Genomic DNA, 20796 nt, shown 5'->3' on the forward strand with positions numbered 1-20796 from the left:
CCGGGGGGGCGGTCCGGCGAGGTCCGGCGGGGGTCTCACTGGCGGGCGACCCGCCGCTCGCGCCAGAAGGTGAAGAGCCCGGCCGCGACGACCAGCGCCGCGCCGAGGGCGACGGCGGGGTCGAGCCGCTCGCCGAACAGCGTCAGGCCGATCGCGGCCGCGAAGGGCAGCTGCAGGTAGGCGAAGGGCTGGACCGCGCTCGCCTCCGCCACCTCGTAGGTGCGGATGAGCAGCCAGTGCCCACCAGCCCCGGTCAGGCAGAGCACCGCCATCAGGCCCCAGTCCGGGCCGCTCATCGGCTCCCAGAACCGGATGCCGATCAGGGTGGCGGCCACGGCGCCCGAGCAGCCGGTCCAGAAGAAGCTGGTCGCCGCCCGGTCGCGCCGCGCGACGTATCGGGTCAGGAGGCCGTAGGTGGCGAACATGGCCGCCGCGGCAAGCGGGATGAGCGCGGCGGGCGAGAAGACCTGCGCCCCGGGCCGCAGGATGATCAGGACGCCGACGAACCCCACCCCGATCGCCGCCCAGCGCCGCCAGCCGACGCGCTCGCCGAGGATCGGGCCCGACAGCGCGGCGACGAGCAGCGGGTAGCAGACGAAGACGGCGTGGCTCTCGACCAGACCGAGGACCACGAAGGCCACGACCATCACGCAGATCTCGGCCACCAGCAGCACGCCCCGCAGGGCCTGCACGACGGGCTGGGAGGTGCGGGCCGCCGCGCGGATCGATCCAGATTGCGCCCGGGCGATCAGGATCACGAAGGCGGCGAAGAACCAGAACCGGATCATCACCACCATCGGCACGTTGTAGGTCTCGGCCAGGTGCCGGGAGAGTCCGTCCTGCACGGCGAAGACGAAGGTCGTCGCGGTCATCAGCAGGATGCCGGCGCGGGTGTCGGAGGTCATCGCGGTCCTTCCTGGGGGGGTGTCCCCGGGGCCCTGCGGGCCCGGGGCGGCTGCCGCCGGCGGAGGCAGGGGGGCTCTGCCCCCCTGACCCCCCGCGGTATTTCCGGACCCTGCGAAGGAGGGAGGCCGGGTGGGGAGGAGGGCGGGGAGCAGGACGGTCGGCCGAAGAGCGGGCCGGGGCGCGCGAGGCGGGTGGAGGCCGCGAGGGGGCGTGCCGACCGGCCGACGCGGCCCGCGGGGCCGGCGGCGGCCGCGCGGTGCGGGGCAGGGGCGTGGTCCGGCGCCGCGCCGCGGGCCGGCGCGCGATGGGGCGCGGCGAGGGCGCTCATCGCCAGGCGACCGTCATGTGGCGCTTGCGGCCGTAGCCGGGGCGGCGCTCGACCTGCAGGCCCGCCTCGGCGAGGCTGCGGCGCACATGGCCGGCGGCGCTGTAGGTGGCCAGGCGCCCGCCGGGGGCGAGGCGCGCCGCCACCTGCCGCATAAGCCCGGCCTCCCAGAGTTCGGGGTTCCGGGCCGGCGCGAATCCGTCGAGGAACCAGGCGTCGGCCGGGCCCGGCCAGTCGGGCAGGGTCCGCCGGGCATCGCCCCGGATCACCCGGGCGCCGATCCCGTCGCCGAGATCGGCGGCCTCCCCGGAACCGATCCCGGCCACCAGTCCCTCCCAGGCGGCGAGGAGGCGGGCGCTCTCCGGCGCCATCTCGGGGAAGGCGGCATGGACGCGGGCGGCCTCGGCCCTTGTCATGGGAAAGGCCTCGAACCCCGTATAGGTCAGCCGGCCGGGGGCGCCGGCCCCGGCCCAGGCGCGCATCAGGGCGAGGAGGTTGAGCCCCGAGCCCAGCCCCAGCTCGGCCACGGCGAAGCCGTCCCGGAACCGGGCCGGCAGGTCGCAGCCGCCGAGGAAGACGTGCCGCGTCTCGGCCAGCCCGTCCTGGAGCGAGAAATAGGGATCGTCGAAGCGGCGCGAGACGGGCACGCCCTCCGCCGTCCAGTCCAGCTCTGCCGCCTGCCGCTCCATGCGCGGGACCCTGCGCCGGGGGCGGGGAATTGGCAATTCCCGGCGGGCGGCGTATCGCCGGGTCATGGTGGACGTGACGATCCATGGGGCCGGAATCTTCGGCCTGTCGGCCGCGCTGGCCTGCCGGCGGCGGGGCGCGTCGGTGCGGGTGATCGACCCGGGCGGCCCGGGCGCCGGGGCGTCGGGCGGCCTCGTCGGCGCGCTCGCCCCGCACGTGCCGGAGGCATGGAACGACAAGAAGGCGTTCCAGCTGGAGAGCCTGCTCATGGCCCGCACCTTTTGGCCGGACATCGAGGCGGCGTCCGGCCTCTCCACCGGCTACGGGGCGACGGGGCGGTTGCAGCCGCTGGAGGATCCGGCGGCGTTGCAGCGCGCGCGGGAGCGGGCGGCGGGCGCGGCGGCGCTCTGGCAGGGGCGGGCGATCTGGGAGGTGACCGATGCGCCAGGCCCGATCGCGCCGCCCTCGGCCACGGGGCTCTGGGTCCGCGACACGCTGAGCGCGCGGCTGCACCCGGCGCGCGCCGTCGCGGCGATGGCGGCGGCGCTGGTCGCCCTCGGCGGGGAGGTCGCGGCGGAGGGGCGCGAGGAGGGCGCGGTGATCCATGCGACCGGGGCGGCCGGCCTCGCCGCGCTGTCGGAGGGGCGGGCGCGCCCGGTGGGACAGGGGATCAAGGGGCAGGCCGCGCTTCTCGACTTCGCCGCGCCGGGGGCGCCGCAGCTCTTCGCGCAGGGGGTGCACATCGTCTTCCATGCCGACGGCACGACCGCAGTGGGATCGACGACCGAGCGGGACTGGTCCGATCCCGCGGCGACCGACGGCGCGCTGGAGGCGGTGATCGCCCGGGCCCGCGCGATCCTGCCGGCGCTGGAGGGGGCGGCGGTGCTGCGCCGCTGGGCGGGCCTGCGCCCGAGGGCGCGGTCGCGCGCGCCGATGATCGGGCCCTGGCCGGGGCGGCCGGGTCACCTCGTCCTGAACGGGGGGTTCAAGATCGGCTTCGGCATGGCCCCGCTCGCGGGGGAGGCCGCGGCGGCGCTGGTGCTGGGCGAGGCGGGGCCCGCGATCCCGGAGGGGTTCCGTCCCGAAGCCTCGTACTAGGGGCCGGGGGACGGCGCGCGCCAGTCGATCCAGCGGCCGTGGAAATCGGCGCGGCCGAGAGCGAACGCGGCCTCTCCGGGCCAAAGCCGGAGCGTCAGCGCGGCGCCGGGACCGGATCCGTCCGCCTCTATCCCGAACCAGGCGAGGGGGGCGGCGTCGGTGGCCCGGGCCCCGGCCGCGTCCATGTCCGCGGCGATCCGGGCCTGCAGGCGGGCCGGGAAGTACTGGAAGGCGATTGTCGAGAAGACCATCCGGCAGGTCCCTTCCGCCGGTCCTGCCAGACGGTCGGCGAGCCAGTCGCCGGCATCGCCCCGGTCCACCTGCGCCCCGGCGATCGCCATGGCGGCGCGGGTCAGGGCCAGCCGGTGCGGCTGGTCGGGCCAGAGATAGGCGGTCAGGCGCAGCGCGTCCTCGCGCGGAGAGAGCGGGTTGAGATCGACCCCGCGCCGCGCGGCGATGCGGGGCCCGGCCGGCGCCGGCAGGTCGCCCACCCAGTCGGGGGCGAGGGTCAGGGCGGCGTCCCCGGGGCCGAGCCGGACCCCGCCCGCCCGCAGCGCGAAGCGGTCCCACATCAGGTTCAGCCCTGCGCTGGCCCCCATCTCCCACAGTGTGAGGGGCAGGCCGAAACGCGCGGCGAGCCAGTGCCCGACCGGGATCAGGGCGGCGGCGCGGCGCACCTCGTTGGTCTGGGGCGGGCTGTCCAGCCACGTGTCCAGCCGGTCCGCCTCGCGGACCAGCGCCTCGGCCACCGCCGCCCAGAGCGCGTCGTCCGGGACCGCGTTCGGCGGGTAGGCGGCGGAGAGGGCGGAATCGCCCTGCAGGACGCGCGCGTGCAGCGCCCCGGCGATCCGCAGCGGAACGGACTGGCCGCGCGAGGTCACGTCCCCCTCCCACCTGGCCAGCCGCCGGGCGACGGCGCCGTCCGGCCAGTCGCGTTCGGCGAAGAGCCGCATCAGCCGCCCCATGAACGGAGAGCCGAGCGCGTCGCAGGAGAGGGCCTGGTCGGCGAAGGCCGCGCGCATGGCGGCCGCGCTCACCGGAAGCGGTCCGCCAGCTTCTGCAGCGGGGAGCGGTCGTCGGGCTCCGGCTTCGGGTCCGGGGCGGGATCGGGCGCGGGGCCGGGGGGCGTCTCCGGCGCGGCGGGTCCCTTTCCGGCCTGCACCCCCCCACCCGATCGCGGCGGGGCGATCCGCAGCGAGACCGCGTTCAGGAACCTGCCGCCATCGCCGGCCGCAAGATCGGGGGCGCCGTCCGAGAGACCCCGGAGCAGATCGTCCAGCCAGTCCTCGTCGGCCTTGGGGAAGTCGCGCAGGACGTAGCCCGGGACCGCGTCCTTGTGGCCCGGATGGCCGACGCCGAGCCGCACGCGGTCGTAATCGGGCCCGACATGCTGGTGGATCGAGCGCAGCCCGTTATGGCCGGCATGGCCCCCGCCGCTCTTCAATCGGCATTTGGCGGGGGCGAGGTCGATCTCGTCGTGGAACACCGTCACGTCGGCCGGCTCCAGCTTGAGAAAGCGCATCGCCTCGCCGACCGACTGGCCGGACAGGTTCATGAAGGTGCCGGGTTTCAGCAGCGTCACCCGCTCGGATCCGAACCTGCCGTCCGAGACCTCGCCCTGGAACTTCGACCGCCAGGGGGTGAAGCCGTGATCCGACGCGATTCGGTCGACGGCCATGAAGCCGATGTTGTGACGGTTGCGCGCGTATTTCGCGCCCGGATTTCCGAGGCCGACCCAGAGTTTCATGCCATCCAGATAGCGAAGCGGCGGCGGCGGCGCCAGTGCGGGAAGGGCCGCCCCCGGGGATCGAGGGCGGGCGACCTGCCGGGTGCGGCCCCGGCAATCGGGGGCCGAGGGCCTGCCGCAGGGGGGGGCGGCAGAGACGGGCGCGCCCCGGGCGGGACGGGCCCGGCGCGCTGCCGGCGGGCCCCGGGGCGGGCGGCCCGATGGCGGAAGAAGAACGGGGCCCCGCAGGGCCCCGTCCGGTCGTCTCAGCTTTCGGCTTCCTCGCCGTCCGGCGGGCCCATCTCGGTGGTGGGCACATCGTCGGCGGCGGTGTCGCCGTCAGTCTCTTCCGCGTCGGCGCCGCGCAGGCTCGACGGGGCGGAGATGTTGGCGATCACGAAGTTCCGGTCGGTCGTCGGCTTCGCGCCCTCGGGCAGCGTCACGTCGTTGATGTGGATGACGTCGCCGACCTCGCGGCCGGTCAGGTCCACGACGATCTGCTCGGGGATCTCGCCGGCGAGCACGTTGAGCTCGACCTCGGGACGGACCACGGTCAGCACGCCGCCGCGGCGGATGCCGGGGGCCTCGCGCTCGTTCTGGAAGTCGACATGGATGAACAGGTTCACCCGGGTCGTCCGGCGCAGGCGCATGAAGTCGACATGCGTCGGCAGGTCCTTGACCACGTCGCGCTGCACGCCGCGGCAGATCACGCGCACGTCGTCCTGGCCCTCGACCTTGAGGTTGAACAGCGTGGACAGGAAGCGGCCCTGCTTGAGGCGGGTCAGCAGCTTGTTGAAGTCGAGGTTGATGGGCAGCGGGTCGATGCCGCCGCCATAGACGATGCCCGGAACGAGGCCGTCACGACGAGCCTGACGGGCGGCCCCCTTGCCTGTCCCCGTCCGTTCCTGGGCGATCAGGTCGGGAATTTCACCGGCCATGATGCGATCCTTTCGGTTAAGGGCCTTCCTCCAAGGGTGTAGGGCCCGGTTGAAGCGGCGCCCTTAGCGCGGAATCGGGGGAAGGGAAAGCGGGAAGTCGTGCCGGCCGGGCGCTGGCGCGGAGGGGGGGCGGATCCTTGCGAACGCCGCCGAGGAAGGACGGCCGGCACGAGCGTGCCTGCCGGATGTCGGTCCTGGCGGCACCGGCCGGCCGGGATATTCGCGATCCCTGCGAGGATAGGGCGGGGCGCAGCCGGGAGGCCGGGCCGGCGGCCCTCGGGTCCGGGTCGTCGGGGTCTTCGCAGACGGGCCGGGGGAGCGTGGCGGAGCGGGGCGGCCCCCCTCACTCCTGCCAGCTCCCCTCGAAGTCCCCCGGCACGAGCAGGTTGTGCCGGCCGAGGTTCCGCACGTCGCGCTCGCCGCAGAGGGCCATCGTGACGTCGAGCTCCCTGCGCAGGATCTCTAGCGCGCGGGTCACGCCGGCCTCGCCCATCGCGCCGAGCCCGTGCAGGTAGGCGCGGCCGATCATCGTCCCCTTCGCGCCGAGGGCGATCGCCTTCAGGATGTCCTGTCCCTTGCGGATGCCGCCGTCCATCCAGACCTCGGTCCGGTCGCCGACCTCGCGCAGGATCGAGGGGAGCATGCGGATCGAGGAGAGGGCGCCGTCGAGCTGGCGGCCGCCATGATTCGACACGATGATGGCGTCGGCGCCCAGATCGGCGCAGCGGCCCGCATCGGCGGGGTCGAGGATCCCCTTCAGGATCAGCTTGCCCCCCCATTCGTCGCGGATCCGCGCGACCTTGTCCCAGTCGAGCCGCGGGTCGAATTGCTGTGCCGTCCAGTTGTGGATCTCGGACAGGTTCTCGACCCCCTTCGCGTGGCCGACGATGTTGCGGAAGGTACGCCGCCGCGTGGCCAGCATCTCGGCGATCCAGCGCCAGCGGCGGGGATCGGCCATGTCGATGGCGTTGGCCAGCGTCGGCTGCGGCGGCGCGGTCAGCGCGTTCTTCAGGTCCCTGTGCCGCTGGCCGAGGAGTTGCAGGTCGAGCGTCAGCACGAGGGCCGAGACGCCCGCCGCCCGCGCCCGGGCCAGGATGTCGTCGACGAAGGCCTCGTCCCGCATGACGTAGAGCTGGAACCAGAAGGGCGCCTGGGTCGCCTCGGCCACGTCCTCGATCGAGCAGATCGACATGGTCGAGAGGGTGAAGGGCACGCCGAAGGCCTCGGCCGCGCGGGCGGCCTTGATCTCGCCGTCGGCCCGCTGCATCCCGCACATGCCGACGGGGGCGAGCGCGACCGGCATCGCCACGTCGGTCCCGATCATGGTGGAGGCGGTCGAGCGGTCCGACAGGTCCACCGCCACCCTCTGCCGTAGCCGGATCCGGTCGAAATCGGCCGTGTTCTCGCGGAAGGTCTGCTCGGTATAGGAGCCGCTCTCGCAATATTCGTAGAACATCCTCGGCGTCCGGGCGCGGTGCAGCGCCTTGAGGTCGTCGATGCAGGTGATGACGGGCATGGCTGGTCCTCGCGGCGGCGGTCGGGCTGGCGCCGGATGATGGGGTAGCCGGGCCGGAGGGCGGGTGCAATCGCGGCGGGACTTGCCGCCGGCCCCGAGGAGGTCACGTTGCCCCGCGTGTGGGCAGGACGGCGCCACGACAGCAGACGGGGCCCGGCGGGCGCATGGACACGATCCTTCTCGGCACGCTCGGCGGGCTGGTCGCGATGGCGGCGACGACGATCGGGGCGCTTCCCGCCCTGATCGGCCGCAGCCTGTCGCAGCGCGCCTCGGACACGATGCTGGGCTTCGCCGCCGGCGTGATGCTGTCCGCGGCCTATTTCTCGCTGATCCTGCCCGGGATCGACGTCGCGACCGAACGCACGGGGTCCGAGCTGGTCGCGGCGCTGATCGCGGGGGCGGGCATCGTCCTCGGCGCCGGCTTCGTCGCCTGGCTGAACGCGACGATCCCGCACGAGCATTTCCGGACCGGCCCCGAAGGGCGCGACACCGAGGCGGTGGCCCGGATCTGGCTCTTCGTGATCGCGATCACGATCCACAACTTCCCCGAAGGGCTGTCGATCGGCGTCGCCTTCGGCGAGGGGCAGGCGAACGGGCTGTCGGTGATGACCGGCATCTCGATCCAGGACATGCCGGAGGGGCTGGCGGTCGCCGTCGCGGTGACCGGCCTCGGCTATTCGCGGCGGACGGCCTTCCTCACCGCGCTGGCCTCGGGTGCGGCCGAGCCGCTGGGCGCGTTCGTCGGCGCCGCGCTCGTCTCGGTCAGCCACGCGCTGCTGCCCTGGGGGCTGACCTTCGCCGCCGGAGCGATGCTCTACGTCATCAGCCACGAGATCGTGCCCGAGACGCATCGGAACGGCCACCAGCACCGCGCGACGGCGGGGCTGATCGTCGGGCTGGTGGTGATGATGCTGCTCGACGTGACGCTGGGGTGAGGCCTGCCCGGCGCAGCGGCGTCCGGCAGGCCGCGGAGCGGGGGCCAGCCCCCGCACCCCCGGAGTATTTCGGGCAAGATAAGAGCAGGGGCGGGTGCCGTCCGGGCGCCCGGCGCCGGTGGAGGGTCGGCAGGTCGGTCCGGCGGGGGGCAGGATCCGCTGATCGCCGGGGTGCGGCCCCGGGCGAAGGGGCCGGCGGCGGAGCGGGGGCCGGCCCCCGCGCCCGGGGAATGGTCCGGGCAGGATAGGAGCGGGGACGGGCGCGTGTCTGGGGGGAGGCGGGGGGAGGCCTAGCCTGGCGGGGCCTCGCCTGGCCTGGCCTGGCGTGGCGGGGCGGGTGCGGCCCGATCGCGCTTTCAGGCCCGGTGGGCGCCGTCGGCGAGGGCGCGGACGTAGTCCAGGACCTCGGCGACCGGACGGCCCTTGGCGATCTCGGAGACGATGGCCGAGCCCACGACGCTGCCATCGGCGATCCGGGCGATGGCCTCGGCCGTCTCGGGCGTGCGGATGCCGAAGCCGACGATGACGGGCAGGTCGGTCTGCGCCTTGATCCGCGCGACCTCGGGCGCGACGAGGTCGGCCTGCGCCTCGGCCGCGCCGGTGATGCCGGTGATCGAGACGTAGTAGACGAAGCCGGACGTGTTCTGCAGCACCACCGGCAGGCGGCGGTCGTCGGTCGTAGGGGTGGCGAGGCGGATGAAGTTCAGGCCCGCCTTCTGGGCGGGGATGCAGAGCTCGTCGTCCTCCTCGGGGGGGAGGTCGACGACGATCAGTCCGTCGATCCCGGCCTCCTTCGCCTCGGCGAGGAAACGCTCCACGCCGCGCGAATAGATCGGGTTGTAGTAGCCCATCATCACGACGGGCGTCTCGTCGTCCGTCGCCCGCAGCTCGCGCACGATCTGCAGTGTCTTCTCGAGCGTCTGGCCGCTGCCGAGGGCCCGCTGGCCGGCGAGCTGGATGGTGGAGCCGTCGGCCATCGGGTCGGTGAAGGGCAGGCCGAGCTCGATCACGTCGACTCCCGCGCCCGGCAGGCCGAGCACGATGTCGCGGCTGGTGGCGTAGTCGGGATCGCCCGCCATGACGTAGGAGACGAAGGCCTTGCGCCCCTCGCTGCGCAGCTTCTCGAAACGGCGGTCGATCCGCGTCATGGCCTCTGTCTCCCCCTCGCGCTGTCCGGCGGAATGTGTGGGACAGCGCGCGGCGAAGATCAATGGGGCGCCGCCGGGCGATCGGGGGCGTGCCGGACCCGTCCCGCACCCGTCCCGCATCCGTCCGGGGCCGCCGGGGCGACGGGGGCCCCCTCGGTGCCGGGGCCTCGCGGGCGGACCGTGACCGGCGCCGCGATCGGCGGTGCCAGTCCGGCCCGGGCGGGCCGGCACCGCGTGCGGGATGGACGTCCGTCGCGACGGTGGGCCGTTCCATCCCGTCGGCAGCGGCCCGCCCGGTGCCGACCCTCGCGCCGGCCGGGCGGACGCGCGCCGGGCTGGCCCGGCTCCGGTTCAGGACGCGTCCCCGTCCTCGACCGACACCATCCAGCGGATGCCCCAACGGTCGGACAGGGCGCCGAAGCCGGGGGTCCAGAATTCCGCCCGGAAGGGCATGCGGACCTCGCCGCCCTCCGCCAGGCGCTCGAAGACGCCCTTCGCGACGTGGAACCCGGGAAAGGCGATGTGGACGTTGCAGCCGGCCATCGGGGCGGGGGGCGTCCCGCCCACGTCGTCGCTGCCGTAGATCCGGGAGCCGCCGAGATCGAGGGCGGCATGCATCACCGCTCCCTCCGGCGCGGCGGGCCGCGTCCCGTCCGGGGGGGGCTCGTCGAAGCCCGTGATGTCGGGGGCCCGGGTGCCGAAGATCCCGGCATAGGCGGTGAACGCCTCGCGGCAGGTGCCGGGGTGGAAGAGACAGGGGGTCGCGACCCGCATGGAATCGAGCTATCTTACCCTGCGTCATCCGGCGAGAATGGTGCCGCGCCGGCCCGCCCCGCAAGCCCCGTCCTTGACGCCGGGCGGACCCTCGCCCATAGGCTCGGCGCCGATCCCTCACCCTGGCAGACCGGAGTTCGAGACATGGGTTTCCGCATGGGCATCGTCGGGCTGCCGAATGTCGGCAAGTCCACGCTCTTCAACGCGCTGACGAGGACCGCCGCGGCGCAGGCGGCGAACTTCCCCTTCTGCACGATCGAGCCGAACGTGGGCGACGTGGCCGTGCCGGATGCCCGCCTCGACCGGCTGGCCGAGATCGCTAAGTCCAAGCAGGTCATCCCGACGCGGATCACCTTCGTCGACATCGCGGGGCTGGTGAAGGGCGCGAGCAAGGGCGAGGGCCTCGGCAACCAGTTCCTGGCGAATATCCGCGAGACCGACGCCATCGCGCATGTGCTGCGCTGCTTCGAGGACGGGGACGTGACCCATGTCGAGGGCCGGGTCGATCCCATCGCCGATGCCGAGACGATCGAGACCGAGCTGATGATCGCCGATCTGGAGAGCATCGAGCGGCGGCGCGCGAACCTCGTCCGCAAGCTGAAGGGGAACGACAAGGAGGCGGCCGAGCAGGACGCCCTGCTCGCCCGCGCGCAGGCGGCGCTGGAGGACGGGCGGCCGGCCCGGACCGTCGAGATCACGCCCGAGGAGCAGAAGTCCTGGCGGATGCTGCAGCTCATCACCGCCAAGCCGGTGCTCTACGTCTGCAACGTTGAGGAATCCTCGGCCGGGACCGGCAATGCCCAGTCCGCCCGCGTCGCCGCGATGGCCGCGGCGCAGGGCAATTCCCATGTCGTCATCTCCGCCCGGATCGAGGAGGAGATCGCCCAGCTCGACGCCGAGGAGCAGGAGATGTTCCTCTCCGAGATGGGGCTGGAGGAGGCTGGGCTCGACCGGCTGATCCGTGCGGGCTACGAACTGCTCGGCCTGCAGACCTACTTCACCGTCGGCCCCAAGGAGGCACGGGCCTGGACGATCGGGCAGGGCACGCTGGCGCCGCAGGCGGCCGGCGTGATCCACGGCGATTTCGAGAAGGGTTTCATCCGGGCCGAGACGATCGGCTACGAGGATTTCGTCACGCTCGGCGGCGAGGGTCCGGCCAAGGAGGCCGGCAAGATGCGGTCCGAGGGCAAGGGATACACCGTGCGCGACGGCGACGTGATGCATTTCCTCTTCAACACCTGAGGGCGTTGCGCGGGGCCGCGCGCGGCGCGCGGTCCGGTCCGGTCCCGTTCAGGCGGGGCTGCTATTCCCGGCGGTCAATCCATGGCCGCCGGGGAGCCCTGCCGATGAACGTCGCGATCACCGAAGGACTGCAACTCGACCCGCCCCCCTTCTCCGCCGGGCTCGGTGTCTGGTCGAGCGGCGACGGGCGACCCGGCTCGGACACCTATGCCGGGTCGGGGGGCGGCGTCTTCGTCCCCGCCGATCAGGATTTCGGCGGCGCGATGGAGATCGTGAAGACGGCGTCGACCCAGCGGGTCCGCTGGATGGGCCAGACGCCGATCCGGCCGGGACTCTACCTGCGCGTCACGGCGCGGGTGAAGGCGATCGCGGGGGCGCTGCCGGCGGTGCGCATCGCGGGCACGCCGGTCGGGTCCGGCGGCGGGGTTCTCGGCGGGGTGGCCACGGCCGGCCCGGCCACGCAGATCGCCGCCTATGGCGAGGTCGTCACCGTGACCGGGATCGTCGGCACGGGGGTGCGCGGCGGCACCGACATGGTCTGGCCGGGCGCGGCGCATGGGCATCTGGGGCTCGACCTCACCGGGCCGACGGGCGGCATCCTGCGGATCGACGACATCGAGATCGAGGACATCACCTCCGCCTATCTGCGCGACATGCTCGCGGTGGTCGACGTGCGCGATTACGGCGCGCTCGGCAACGGCACCGCGAACGACGCGCCCGCCTTCAACGCCGCCGACGCCGCCGCGAACGGGCGCGAGGTGCTGGTCCCGGGCGGGACCTACTACCTGAACGGCGACGTGACGATGCAGAACCCGGTCCGGTTCGAGGGCACCGTGAGCGTGCCCGACAACCGGCGGTTCATCCTGCAGCGGAACTTCGACTTCGACAGCTACCTCGCCGCCTTCGGGAACGAGGAGCAGGCCTTCCGCAAGGCGTTCCAGGCGCTGCTCAACTTCGCGGATCACGAGAGCCTCGACCTCTGCGGGCGGCGGATCGGCCTGACCCGGCCGCTCGACATGGCGGCCTGCGATCCCGGGCGCACGACGTTCCACACGCGGCGCGTCATCCGCAACGGCCAGTTCCAGCCCATCGACGGTCCGGACTGGACGGCGAGCAGCGTGCAGAGCCAGGCCAGCTACGTTGCCAGCTCGCCGCTGACGCTGACGGGCGTCGCCAACATCGCCAATATCGAGCGGGGCAGCCGCGTCCACGGCACCGGCGTCGGGCGCGAGGTCTATGTGCGCGAGGTGAACATCGCGCAGCAGCGGATCACCCTCTCCGCCCCGCTCTACGACAGCGAGGGGACGCGGACCTACACCTTCGTGCGCTACCGGTACCTGCTGGACTTCACCGGCTTCGACGATCTCAGCCAGTTCGTGATCGACGACGTCGAGTTCCAGTGCAACGGACAGGCCAGCGCTCTCGCCCTGCCGCGGCAGGGGCTGATCTTCCACCTCCGCGACTGCGCCATCAACAAGCCCGAGCATCGGGGCATCACCTCGATCGGGTCGGGCTGCCAGGGCCTGCTGGTCGACCGCTGCAACTTCCAGTCCAACGAACAGGCGCTGCCCGTCGACCAGCGGGGGACCATCGCGCTCAACACCAACGCCAACGACGTCAAGATCCGCGATTGCCGGGTGGTGATGTTCCTGCATTTCGCGGTGATCGGCGGGTCGGGCGCGACGATCACCGGCAACCACTGGTTCCACGGCGACGAGACGGTCAACGGCGTGCGGCGGGGCGGCCTCGTCTTCACCTCGCCGAACGTGAAGTCGACCGTGATCGGCAATTACATCGACAACAACTTCATCGAGTGGACGAACGAGCACGACGCGACGCCGGCACTGGGCCAGCAATTCTCGTTCGGGGGTCTGTCGATCACCGGAAACATCTTCACGGTCAACGACGTGGCCGACTGGTTCAACTTCATCGTGGTGAAGCCCTACGGGCCGAACCACTACATCCACGGCCTCTCCGTGACGGGAAACGTCTTCCGGTCGATCAACGGCTATATCGACCGCGTCGACCGGGTGGACACGACCTTTGCCGGGCTCGACATGACCCGGATGCGCAACGTTACCTTCGCGGACAACGTCTTCCACGGCGTCAACGAAGAGATCCGCAACCCTGTCTCGATCGAGCACGCGCAGTCGACGGCGTCGCGGATCTGGGTCGTCGATACCGGCACGTTCCTTCCCTTCGGCGGGCGCGCGCGGGTGGTGGAGAGCGTCGTCGCCACCGACCGCATCCGCACCGCCGGCAACACGACGATCTACGAGAGCCCCTGGACCGACGGCGATCACGGTCCCGGCGGGCGGCAGGTGCGGGTGATCTTCGACAGCGACGTGCTCGGGTCGGTCCGGGCCATGATCCGGATGGACAATCCGAACTGACGCTTCGGGGCGCCCTTCGGCGGAACCCCCGCCCCGGGCCGCGCCTTGTCGCGGCAGGGGCGGGACCGGGACGGGACAGGGGCGCAAGGACGGGCATGGCACGCATCCCGACGATCTTCGACTGGTGGGGCGCCGCGATGCAGACCGCCCTCGTGGCGGCCGAGGCGCAGACGGTGATCGCGCTGCGTCTGTGGGGCATGGCGGCCGACTGGCATGGCGGGGCGGGGGAGCGGGAGCGAATGATCGCCGAGAAGGCGCCTGTCTTCGCCCGCGCGGCAGGCGCCGCGATGACAGCCGCCCTGGCCCTGCAACCGCCGCCCCTCGTCGCGCTGGCCGCGCTGCGCCCGATCCGTGCCCGAACCCGCGCCAATCTGCGCCGGCTGTCCCGGCCCTCACGCTAGGGCGGCGCGGGGCAGGACGGCGGCCGGGAGAGGGGCGACAGCGTCCTTTCCCCGGATTACCCTGCCCCCGACGCAATGCCTGAGGAGCGCCACATGCCCCGTCTCCACCTGCCGCTGCCGGCGGCACTCTGCCTCGTCCTCGCCGCACCCCTGGCCGCGCAGTCGCCCGGCTGCGTCACCGCCGCGGACCTCGCCGGCGGGATCCGGGTCGAGTACGGCGATGGCACGGCAGAGATCTACTCGCGCCGGGACGGCGCGGTCGTCCATGTCCGTGGCATGGTCGACGACGTGCCGAGCTACGAGTTCGAGATCGCGCACGGCACGCATCTGCTGTCCTACCGGAACATCGTCGACGGCGCGGTCGATCCGGCCTCGCGGCAGGATTACGAGTACGGGATCCCGCCCGAGGAGATGCCGGTCCCCGCGCCGGGCGGCCGCTGGCAGGCCTCGGTCACCGTCACCTCTGCCGAAGGCGACCGGCAGGAGGCGCAGAGCCAGGTCTACGATGCCGCCGGCACGGTGTCGGTCGGCGCTTGCACCTACGCCACCCTGCCCGCGATCATCGCCTACGATACCGCCGACGCCTACATGGAGGGGATCCGGGTCCTGCCGGAGCTCGGCATCGGCTACATGCTGTGGAACGAGACCGACGGCGTGCGGTCCGAGACCGTTCGCGTCGTCTCCATCTCGGCGGTGAAGTAGCGGCCCTTGCTCAGTCCTTCGACGGGGCGAGGGGGGTGAAGGTCAGGACGATGCGGAAGAGATCCGGCTCGTTCAGGGTCTCGTAGCCGCCGCCGGTCTGCGCCGCGAAGGCGGCGAGCAGGCGCTGGCCCAGTCCGGTGCCGCCGTCGAGACCGCTCCGGTCCGCGTCGGTCCCCGGCTGGCTGTTCGCGATCTCGATCCGGGCCTTGTCGGTGCCCGGAACGCGGTCCATCCGCACGATGAGCCGCATCGACGCGCTGGGCGACTTCGCAGCGTAGCGCAGCGCGTTCGTCAGCGCCTCGGTCACGAAGAGCGAGACCGGCACCGCCTGGTCCGGGAGCAACTGGACCGGGGCGAAGCTCGTCTCCAGATCGACCGGCCGTCCGGGGGTCGAGGACATCCGCAAGATCTGCTGAAGGATCTCGGACAGCAGCTCGTCGGCATGGATCTCGGTCAGGCCGGATGTGTGGTAAAGCTCCTTGTGGACGGTGGCGAGGCTCATCACCCGCTCCTGCAGGGACCGGATCAGCCGCTTGGCCTCGGCGCTGTGCGCTGTGCGCATCTGCAGGTTCATGATCGAGGCGATGAGCTGCAGGTTGTTCTTCACCCGGTGGTGCACCTCGCGCAGCAGCACCTCCTTCTGCCGGATCGTATCCTCCAGCTCGGCCTCGTCGCGCAGGATCGTGTCGGTCATCGCGAGGAAGCTGTCGGCGAGGTCGCGGATCTCGACCGGGGCGCTGTCGGACCGGACCCTGCCGACGACCCGGGTGCCGCCGGCGAAAGAGGACATCGCCCGCCCGAGCGGCCGCAGGTGACGCAGCACCAGCCGGTCGGCGGCGAGCCAGGCCATCAGCATGCTGCCCACGAACATCAGCGCCGGCAGAAGCAGCGGCGAGAGGCTCTGGCTCAGATCGAGCTCGGCCACCCGGCGCGGCCAGCTGCCCATGGCGTAGAACTGTCCGGGCACGATGGCCGCGACCGAATAGGCCCGGCGCTGGCCCTCGCGGCTGAAGCTGTTGAAGCTCTGCTGTCCCTGGTCGGCCAGCTGATCCAGCGTCCGGCCCTGGGGCAGCGTGTCGCTCACGTCCTCGAGCGGGATCGACGAGGTCAGCACCTCGCCCTCCGGGCCGAAGGTGATGAGGGTCGTCTCGCGCTCGAGCGCGTATTGCGGCGTGCCCTCCTGCAGGACGGGGGCGCGAACCCTCGGCAGCGAGATCGCGACGAATCCCGCGCGGTCCCCCTCCGCGTCGAAGACCGGGCTCACCGCCCCGACCACCGCGGCGCCCGACAGGGGCGCGACGTTGTTGGCGTAATAGCCAGGCGTGTCGCGCGAGGCGGCATCCTCGAAGATGCTGAGTCCCTGCACGTTCATCCGCGAGCCGTCCGAGGCGCAGAGAACGTCCCCCTCGTTGTCGACATAGGCCAGCGCGCTGAACTGCGAGCGGCCCTCGACCACGTCGGCCAGCGCGGCGTCGCAGGCCTCCGGCGATTCGTCGTAGATGAGCGGAACCGTCTCGGCGAGCGAGTCGGCGATGCCCCGCGCCTCGTAGATCAGGCGCGCCTCGATCGCGGCGGTATGCAGGGTGACGCCCATCAGGCCGAGCTCGGACCGTCCCTGGGCCTCGCGGATCACCGCAAGGGCCTGCCAGACCGCGATCACCGCAAGCGGAAGCAGGGCGATCGCGATCGAGAGGGAAAGTCTGACTGCCAGCCTGTCGAAGAACCTCCGGAACGGGCCCGGAGACTCCGTCATGCGGCCTGTACCCCGGATTTGCCCATGATGCCCATCGTCGCGGCATCGCCGGCGACGAGGACGTCCTCGCCCTCCGCCAGGCCCATCAGTTCGGCGAGACGGGCCCGGGCGCGGGAGGCGCGGCTCTTCACCGTGCCGACCTTGACGCCCATCATGTCCGCGGCCTCCTCGTAGCCGAAACCCGAGGCCCCGACGAGGATCAGCACCTCGCGGTGCTCGGCCGAGAGCTGGTCGAAGGCGCGCTTGAAGTCGCCCATCGCGAGGCGGCCGTCATGGCTCGGCTTCTCGTAGAGCGTGTCGCTGTAGGCGCCGTCGGGATCGGGCACCTCGCGCTTTCGCTTGCGGCGGTCGGAATAGAACGTGTTGCGCAGGATGGTGAACAGCCACGCCCGCATGTTCGATCCGGGCTGGAACGTGTCAATCTTCGTCCAGGCCTTGACGATCGTGTCCTGCACGAGGTCGTCGGCATTGGCGGAATTGCGCGTCAGCGACAGCGCGAAGGCGCGCAGCGGCTTGAGGTGGTCCTGGATCTCGTCGCGGGGATGGCCGCGCTCGGCACTGCGTTCGCTCACGAGCCGCCCTCCTTCTTCTTGAGCTGCTCGAGCAGGTCGCGGAATTTGTCGGGAACCTCCTCGTTCAGGGCATCCTGGTATACCTTCTTCAGGTTCTCATCGATCTGGTTCCGGATGGATGATTTGTCGCTGTCCTCGCCCATCTCCACCTTCTTCATAGCAAAATTCATGGTTCCCGTTCCGTCGCGCCGTCGGAACCAAACGGACCCGGGCGGTGTTTGGTTCCCGACTAGCGACTACGGGGAGCACACGATGTCCAGTTCGATCGCCACAGCGGTTGGGGAAAATCTGCCGTATCTGCGGCGTTACGCGCGGGCGCTGACGGGGGACCAGACGACCGGCGACAAATACGCCGCGGCCACGCTCGAGGCGCTGATCGCCGATCCGTCGTCGATGGAGTCCACAAGTGGTCCGAAGACGGCCCTCTTCCATGCCTTCCACATGATCTGGTCCTCGTCCGGGGCCGAACTCGGCTCTGCCGAGGATGCGATCTCGGCCCGGGCGCAGGCGCACATGGCGAAACTGACGCCCAAGACCCGCGAGGCGCTGCTTCTCTCGACGATCGAGGGCTTCACGGATTCCGAGATCGCCGAGATCATGCAGACCGACGAGGACGAGGCGCGCGAGCTGCAGAGCATCGCGGTCTCGGAGATGTCGGATTCGATGACCGGCCGGGTGATGATCATCGAGGACGAGGCGATCATCGCGATGGATCTCGCGGCCACGGTGCAGGAACTCGGCCACGAGGTGACGGGCATCGCCCGGACCCGGACCGAGGCGGTCGCGCTGGCCCAGAAGACCGAGCCCGACCTGATCCTCGCGGACATCCAGCTCGCCGACAATTCCTCGGGCATCGACGCGATCAAGGACATCCTCGAGAACCACCCGGACCTGCCGGTGGTGTTCATCACCGCCTTCCCCGAGCGGCTGCTGACGGGCGAGCGACCGGAGCCGGCCTTCCTCATCACCAAGCCCTATGTCGAGAGCCAGGTGCGTTCGGCGGTGAGCCAGGCGATGTTCTTCTCCTCGACCGAGACGCTGCACGCCTGACGGCAGCGTTCCGCGACATCGCGGGACCTGTCGCCTCGATGTCGGCCGACGTGCCATCGCACGTCGGCCGATCACGTTTCTGGGGGCCCTTCGGGCGCGATCAGGCGGCGCAGCGAATCCGATCCGAAGGGGCGGTGCAGCACCGGCCAGGGCGAGTCCTCCGCCGCCCGTTCGGCCGCCGGCCCGAACAGGATCACCCGCGCGTCGTGCGCGGCGAGGGCGAGCTGCAGGGCCGAGCTCGACAGTTCGGCCGGCCCCAGCTCCAGCACGACGACGCGCACGTCCTGCACCGTGGCGAGCGCGTCGGTCGCATCGTCGATGTCGGCGACGCGCACGACGACATGATCCGGATGCATCTCCGCCAGCGCGGTGTCGAGGTCGTCGGCGATCAGCGGGTCTCGGATCAGGATGAGGTTCCGGGGGGAATGGGTCGTGTCGGTCATCTTGGCCTTCGGTCGTTCCTGGCCGCTTACTGGACTCGTATCCTCCCTCGTGCATTAATCTCTGACATAGGGAGGGCCATTCCATGAGTGTGATCTGCGAGGCCTGTCCGTTGCGGGATAAGCCCGTCTTCACCGAGATGTCCGACAGCGAGGCGCGCTTCATGCGCGAGTTCAAGTCCGGCGAGATGCGGGTCAGCCCCGGCTCGGTCGTGCTGATGCAGGGCAGCGCCTCGCCCCAGCTCTACACGGTTCTGTCGGGGATGGGCCTGCGGCACCAGACGCTGGAGAACGGGCGCAAGCAGGTCATCAACTTCCTCCTGCCGGGTGATTTCCTGGGATTGCAGGCCAGCCTGATGGGGGAGTCGAGCCACACGGTCGAGGCGGTGACCGAGATGGTCCTCTGCTGTTTCCAGCGCAACCGGCTGGAAAAGCTGATCGCGCAGCATCCGTCCCGCGCCTACGACCTGATCTGGGTCAGCGCCACCGACGAGCATTTCCTGGGCGAGACCATCGCCACGCTCGGCCAGCGCACCGCGCAGGAACGGGTGGCCTGGGGGCTCGTCCGGCTCTACCAGCGTCTCGAGGCGGTGGATCTCGCCGGGGACGGGCGGGCCGCGATGCCGATCCGGCAGCAGGATCTCGCGGACGCGCTCGGTCTGTCGCTCGTCCACACGAACAAGACGCTGGCCAACCTGCGGCAGCGCCAGGTGGTCACCTGGCGGGACGGGCAGCTGCTGATACACGACCTGCCCGAGCTCGCCCGGATCGGCCTGACCGACCTCGAGCCGCTGCCGCGGCGGCCGCTGATCTAGGCCCGCGCGACCGGCCGCGGTCAGCCGGCGCCGGGCCCGGTGCCGGCTTCCGGCCGGCAGTAGATCGCGTCGAGCGCCATCATCAGACGCGCCACGCGGGGATCGGCGATCCGGTAATGGATCGTCGTGCCCGCACGGCGGGTCGCGACCATCCCGGCCTCGCGCAGCCGGGCGAGGTGCTGGCTGAGCGCGGACTGCCCCAGACCCAGCTCCGCCTGCAGCGCGCCGACCGACATCTCGCCCCCGGCGAGCTTGCACAGGACGAGAAGCCGGATGGGGTTCGACAGCTGCCCGAGCTGGGCCGACACCATGCCGGCCTTCTCCTCGATCGCCTCGGTGCCGCCCGTCGTCGCGGCAAGAAGGACAGGGGAATCAGAAATATTCATCATCGTGAATTTCATGCCTTGCTAAATTAGACCGACCTAATATATCCGCTCGGCCAACGAGATTCCAGAGCGGACCGCCCCATGACCCCTCCCATCCTCACCGAGTTCACCCCCTGGCAGGCGCTGGGCGGCGGCGCGCTGATCGGCCTCGCCGCGGTGCTGCTGATGGCCCTTCACGGCCGCATCCTCGGCGCGACCGGCATCGCGGCCGGGATCCTGCCGGGCGGCGGCACGGACAAGGGCTGGCGCATCGCCATCGTCGCCGGCATGGCGACGGCCCCGCTGGCCTGGCTGTTCGCGACCGGCGCGATGCCCGTCGTCGCCGTGCCCGTCCCTCTCGCCATGATCGCGCTCGGCGGCCTGATCGTCGGGTTCGGCGTCAGCTACTCGTCCGGTTGCACCTCGGGCCACGGCGTCTGCGGGATCGCCCGGCTGTCGCCGCGCTCCATCGTGGCCACGCTGACCTTCATGGCCAGCGCCTTCGCCACCGTCTTCGTCATCCGCCACCTGATCGGAGCCTGATCCCATGCGCCTGTTCTCCGCCTACCTGATCGGCCTTGTCTTCGGCCTCGGCATCGTGCTGGCCGGGATGGCCAACCCCGCGAAGGTGCTGAACTTCTTCGACATCGCGGGGACATGGGATCCCTCGCTGGCGCTCGTCATGGTCAGCGCCCTGACCGTCACGGGGCTCGGCTACCGCTTCGTCCTGCGGCGCGGGGCGCCGGTGCTGGGCGTGGCGTTCCACCTGCCGACCTCGCGGCTGATCGACCGGCCTCTGGTCGCCGGCTCGGCCCTGTTCGGCCTCGGCTGGGGGATCGCCGGTTTCTGCCCCGGCGGCGCGCTGCCCGCGCTCGGTACCGGCCGGCCGGACGTGATCCTGTTCGTCGCGGCGATGATCGCCGGAATGTATGCCGCGCGCCTGTGGCGCGCCCGCACCGTCGCCCGCCGCTATGCCCCGGCCTGATCCGGCCGAAAGAGGAGTGAGAGAG

23 protein-coding genes are annotated in these 20796 nt (G+C 71.7%); 10 read left to right on the forward strand and 13 right to left on the reverse strand.

The features are described from left to right. Positions 1 to 35 precede the first annotated feature (35 nt). Complete coding sequence (locus BUE30_RS10305) at positions 36 to 905, reverse strand: DMT family transporter (protein WP_073329651.1); 870 nt, start codon at positions 903 to 905, stop codon at positions 36 to 38. Between the two features lie 325 nt (positions 906 to 1230). After that, positions 1231 to 1920 carry a tRNA (5-methylaminomethyl-2-thiouridine)(34)-methyltransferase MnmC2 gene (gene mnmC2, locus BUE30_RS10310; RefSeq protein WP_073329654.1) on the reverse strand — a complete coding sequence of 230 codons (690 nt, stop codon included), beginning with the start codon at positions 1918 to 1920 and terminating at the stop codon, positions 1231 to 1233. Positions 1921 to 1984: 64 nt separating this feature from the next. Between mnmC2 and BUE30_RS10315 the strand changes: the two genes are divergently transcribed. After that, the gene (locus tag BUE30_RS10315) at positions 1985 to 3016 is read left to right on the forward strand and encodes an NAD(P)/FAD-dependent oxidoreductase (protein WP_073329656.1); all 1032 of its coding nucleotides are present in this window, start codon (positions 1985 to 1987) and stop codon (positions 3014 to 3016) included. On the opposite strand, the gene BUE30_RS10320 is transcribed toward BUE30_RS10315, so the two are convergent. From BUE30_RS10320 to BUE30_RS10335, 4 genes are all read right to left on the reverse strand, one after another. After that, positions 3013 to 4053, reverse strand: a complete 1041-nt coding sequence (locus BUE30_RS10320) for a DUF2332 domain-containing protein (RefSeq protein WP_244526328.1) — start codon at positions 4051 to 4053, stop codon at positions 3013 to 3015. The two genes, BUE30_RS10315 and BUE30_RS10320, sit on opposite strands and share 4 nt — an antisense overlap. Next, positions 4050 to 4763 carry an aminoacyl-tRNA hydrolase gene (pth, locus tag BUE30_RS10325; protein WP_073329659.1) on the reverse strand — a complete coding sequence of 238 codons (714 nt, stop codon included), beginning with the start codon at positions 4761 to 4763 and terminating at the stop codon, positions 4050 to 4052. Before pth ends, BUE30_RS10320 begins: the two co-directional genes overlap by 4 nt. Positions 4764 to 5008: 245 nt before the next feature. After that, positions 5009 to 5680 (reverse strand): 50S ribosomal protein L25/general stress protein Ctc, encoded by a 672-nt coding sequence (locus BUE30_RS10330; RefSeq protein WP_073329662.1) that lies wholly within the window; start codon positions 5678 to 5680, stop codon positions 5009 to 5011. Between the two features lie 343 nt (positions 5681 to 6023). After that, on the reverse strand, positions 6024 to 7196 hold the full coding sequence (locus BUE30_RS10335; protein ID WP_073329665.1) for an alpha-hydroxy acid oxidase: 1173 nt from the start codon (positions 7194 to 7196) through the stop codon (positions 6024 to 6026). Between the two features lie 164 nt (positions 7197 to 7360). Between BUE30_RS10335 and BUE30_RS10340 the strand changes: the two genes are divergently transcribed. Then, a complete protein-coding gene (locus BUE30_RS10340) occupies positions 7361 to 8131 on the forward strand; it encodes a ZIP family metal transporter (protein ID WP_073329668.1) in 771 nt (256 codons plus the stop codon). A gap of 356 nt (positions 8132 to 8487) precedes the next feature. Here the strand turns inward: BUE30_RS10340 and trpA are convergent, their stop codons facing one another. Both trpA and BUE30_RS10350 read right to left on the reverse strand, forming a co-directional pair. Continuing rightward, positions 8488 to 9279, reverse strand: coding sequence for a tryptophan synthase subunit alpha (gene trpA, locus BUE30_RS10345; protein ID WP_073329671.1), 792 nt, complete (start codon positions 9277 to 9279; stop codon positions 8488 to 8490). A gap of 351 nt (positions 9280 to 9630) precedes the next feature. Beyond that, positions 9631 to 10053 carry a VOC family protein gene (locus BUE30_RS10350; RefSeq protein ID WP_073329674.1) on the reverse strand — a complete coding sequence of 141 codons (423 nt, stop codon included), beginning with the start codon at positions 10051 to 10053 and terminating at the stop codon, positions 9631 to 9633. A gap of 144 nt (positions 10054 to 10197) precedes the next feature. Between BUE30_RS10350 and ychF the strand changes: the two genes are divergently transcribed. The 4 genes from ychF (at position 10198) to BUE30_RS10370 (ending at position 14791) form a co-directional block, all read left to right on the forward strand. After that, entirely contained in the window at positions 10198 to 11295 is a 1098-nt protein-coding gene (gene ychF, locus BUE30_RS10355; protein ID WP_073329677.1) for a redox-regulated ATPase YchF, read from the forward strand. A gap of 104 nt (positions 11296 to 11399) precedes the next feature. Further along, positions 11400 to 13688: a glycosyl hydrolase family 28-related protein gene (locus BUE30_RS10360; protein ID WP_073329680.1), complete on the forward strand. Its 2289-nt coding sequence runs from the start codon at positions 11400 to 11402 to the stop codon at positions 13686 to 13688. A gap of 95 nt (positions 13689 to 13783) precedes the next feature. After that, positions 13784 to 14089, forward strand: coding sequence for a hypothetical protein (locus BUE30_RS10365; protein ID WP_073329683.1), 306 nt, complete (start codon positions 13784 to 13786; stop codon positions 14087 to 14089). A 93-nt stretch (positions 14090 to 14182) separates the two neighbouring features. Next, a complete protein-coding gene (locus tag BUE30_RS10370; RefSeq protein ID WP_073329687.1) occupies positions 14183 to 14791 on the forward strand; it encodes a hypothetical protein in 609 nt (202 codons plus the stop codon). 10 nt (positions 14792 to 14801) lie between these two features. Here the strand turns inward: BUE30_RS10370 and BUE30_RS10375 are convergent, their stop codons facing one another. The 3 genes from BUE30_RS10375 to BUE30_RS10385 are packed head-to-tail and all read right to left on the reverse strand — an operon-like array spanning position 14802 to position 17286. Beyond that, the gene (locus BUE30_RS10375; protein ID WP_073329690.1) at positions 14802 to 16544 is read right to left on the reverse strand and encodes a sensor histidine kinase; all 1743 of its coding nucleotides are present in this window, start codon (positions 16542 to 16544) and stop codon (positions 14802 to 14804) included. Beyond that, a complete protein-coding gene (locus BUE30_RS10380; RefSeq protein ID WP_073329693.1) occupies positions 16541 to 17116 on the reverse strand; it encodes an RNA polymerase sigma factor in 576 nt (191 codons plus the stop codon). The genes BUE30_RS10375 and BUE30_RS10380 overlap by 4 nt, the downstream gene beginning before the upstream one ends. After that, positions 17113 to 17286 (reverse strand): NepR family anti-sigma factor, encoded by a 174-nt coding sequence (locus BUE30_RS10385; protein WP_244526329.1) that lies wholly within the window; start codon positions 17284 to 17286, stop codon positions 17113 to 17115. Before BUE30_RS10385 ends, BUE30_RS10380 begins: the two co-directional genes overlap by 4 nt. Positions 17287 to 17368: 82 nt before the next feature. On the opposite strand from BUE30_RS10385, the gene BUE30_RS10390 reads away from it, so the two are divergent. Beyond that, on the forward strand, positions 17369 to 18166 hold the full coding sequence (locus BUE30_RS10390; RefSeq protein ID WP_073329696.1) for a response regulator: 798 nt from the start codon (positions 17369 to 17371) through the stop codon (positions 18164 to 18166). A 71-nt stretch (positions 18167 to 18237) separates the two neighbouring features. Here BUE30_RS10390 and BUE30_RS10395 read toward each other — a convergent pair whose 3' ends face one another. After that, positions 18238 to 18609: a hypothetical protein gene (locus tag BUE30_RS10395; RefSeq protein WP_073329699.1), complete on the reverse strand. Its 372-nt coding sequence runs from the start codon at positions 18607 to 18609 to the stop codon at positions 18238 to 18240. Positions 18610 to 18692: 83 nt separating this feature from the next. Between BUE30_RS10395 and BUE30_RS10400 the strand changes: the two genes are divergently transcribed. Further along, positions 18693 to 19421: a Crp/Fnr family transcriptional regulator gene (locus BUE30_RS10400; protein WP_073329702.1), complete on the forward strand. Its 729-nt coding sequence runs from the start codon at positions 18693 to 18695 to the stop codon at positions 19419 to 19421. Positions 19422 to 19441: 20 nt separating this feature from the next. Here BUE30_RS10400 and BUE30_RS10405 read toward each other — a convergent pair whose 3' ends face one another. Then, entirely contained in the window at positions 19442 to 19810 is a 369-nt protein-coding gene (locus BUE30_RS10405) for an ArsR/SmtB family transcription factor (protein ID WP_073330324.1), read from the reverse strand. 78 nt (positions 19811 to 19888) lie between these two features. On the opposite strand from BUE30_RS10405, the gene BUE30_RS10410 reads away from it, so the two are divergent. Together BUE30_RS10410 and BUE30_RS10415 are read left to right on the forward strand one after the other, a co-directional pair. Continuing rightward, on the forward strand, positions 19889 to 20329 hold the full coding sequence (locus BUE30_RS10410) for a YeeE/YedE family protein (protein WP_073329705.1): 441 nt from the start codon (positions 19889 to 19891) through the stop codon (positions 20327 to 20329). Between the two features lie 4 nt (positions 20330 to 20333). After that, the gene (locus BUE30_RS10415) at positions 20334 to 20771 is read left to right on the forward strand and encodes a DUF6691 family protein (RefSeq protein ID WP_073329708.1); all 438 of its coding nucleotides are present in this window, start codon (positions 20334 to 20336) and stop codon (positions 20769 to 20771) included. The last annotated feature ends 25 nt before the right edge of the window (positions 20772 to 20796 follow it).

It is taken from the genome of Wenxinia saemankumensis (assembly GCF_900141735.1).
GTDB lineage: Bacteria > Pseudomonadota > Alphaproteobacteria > Rhodobacterales > Rhodobacteraceae > Wenxinia > Wenxinia saemankumensis.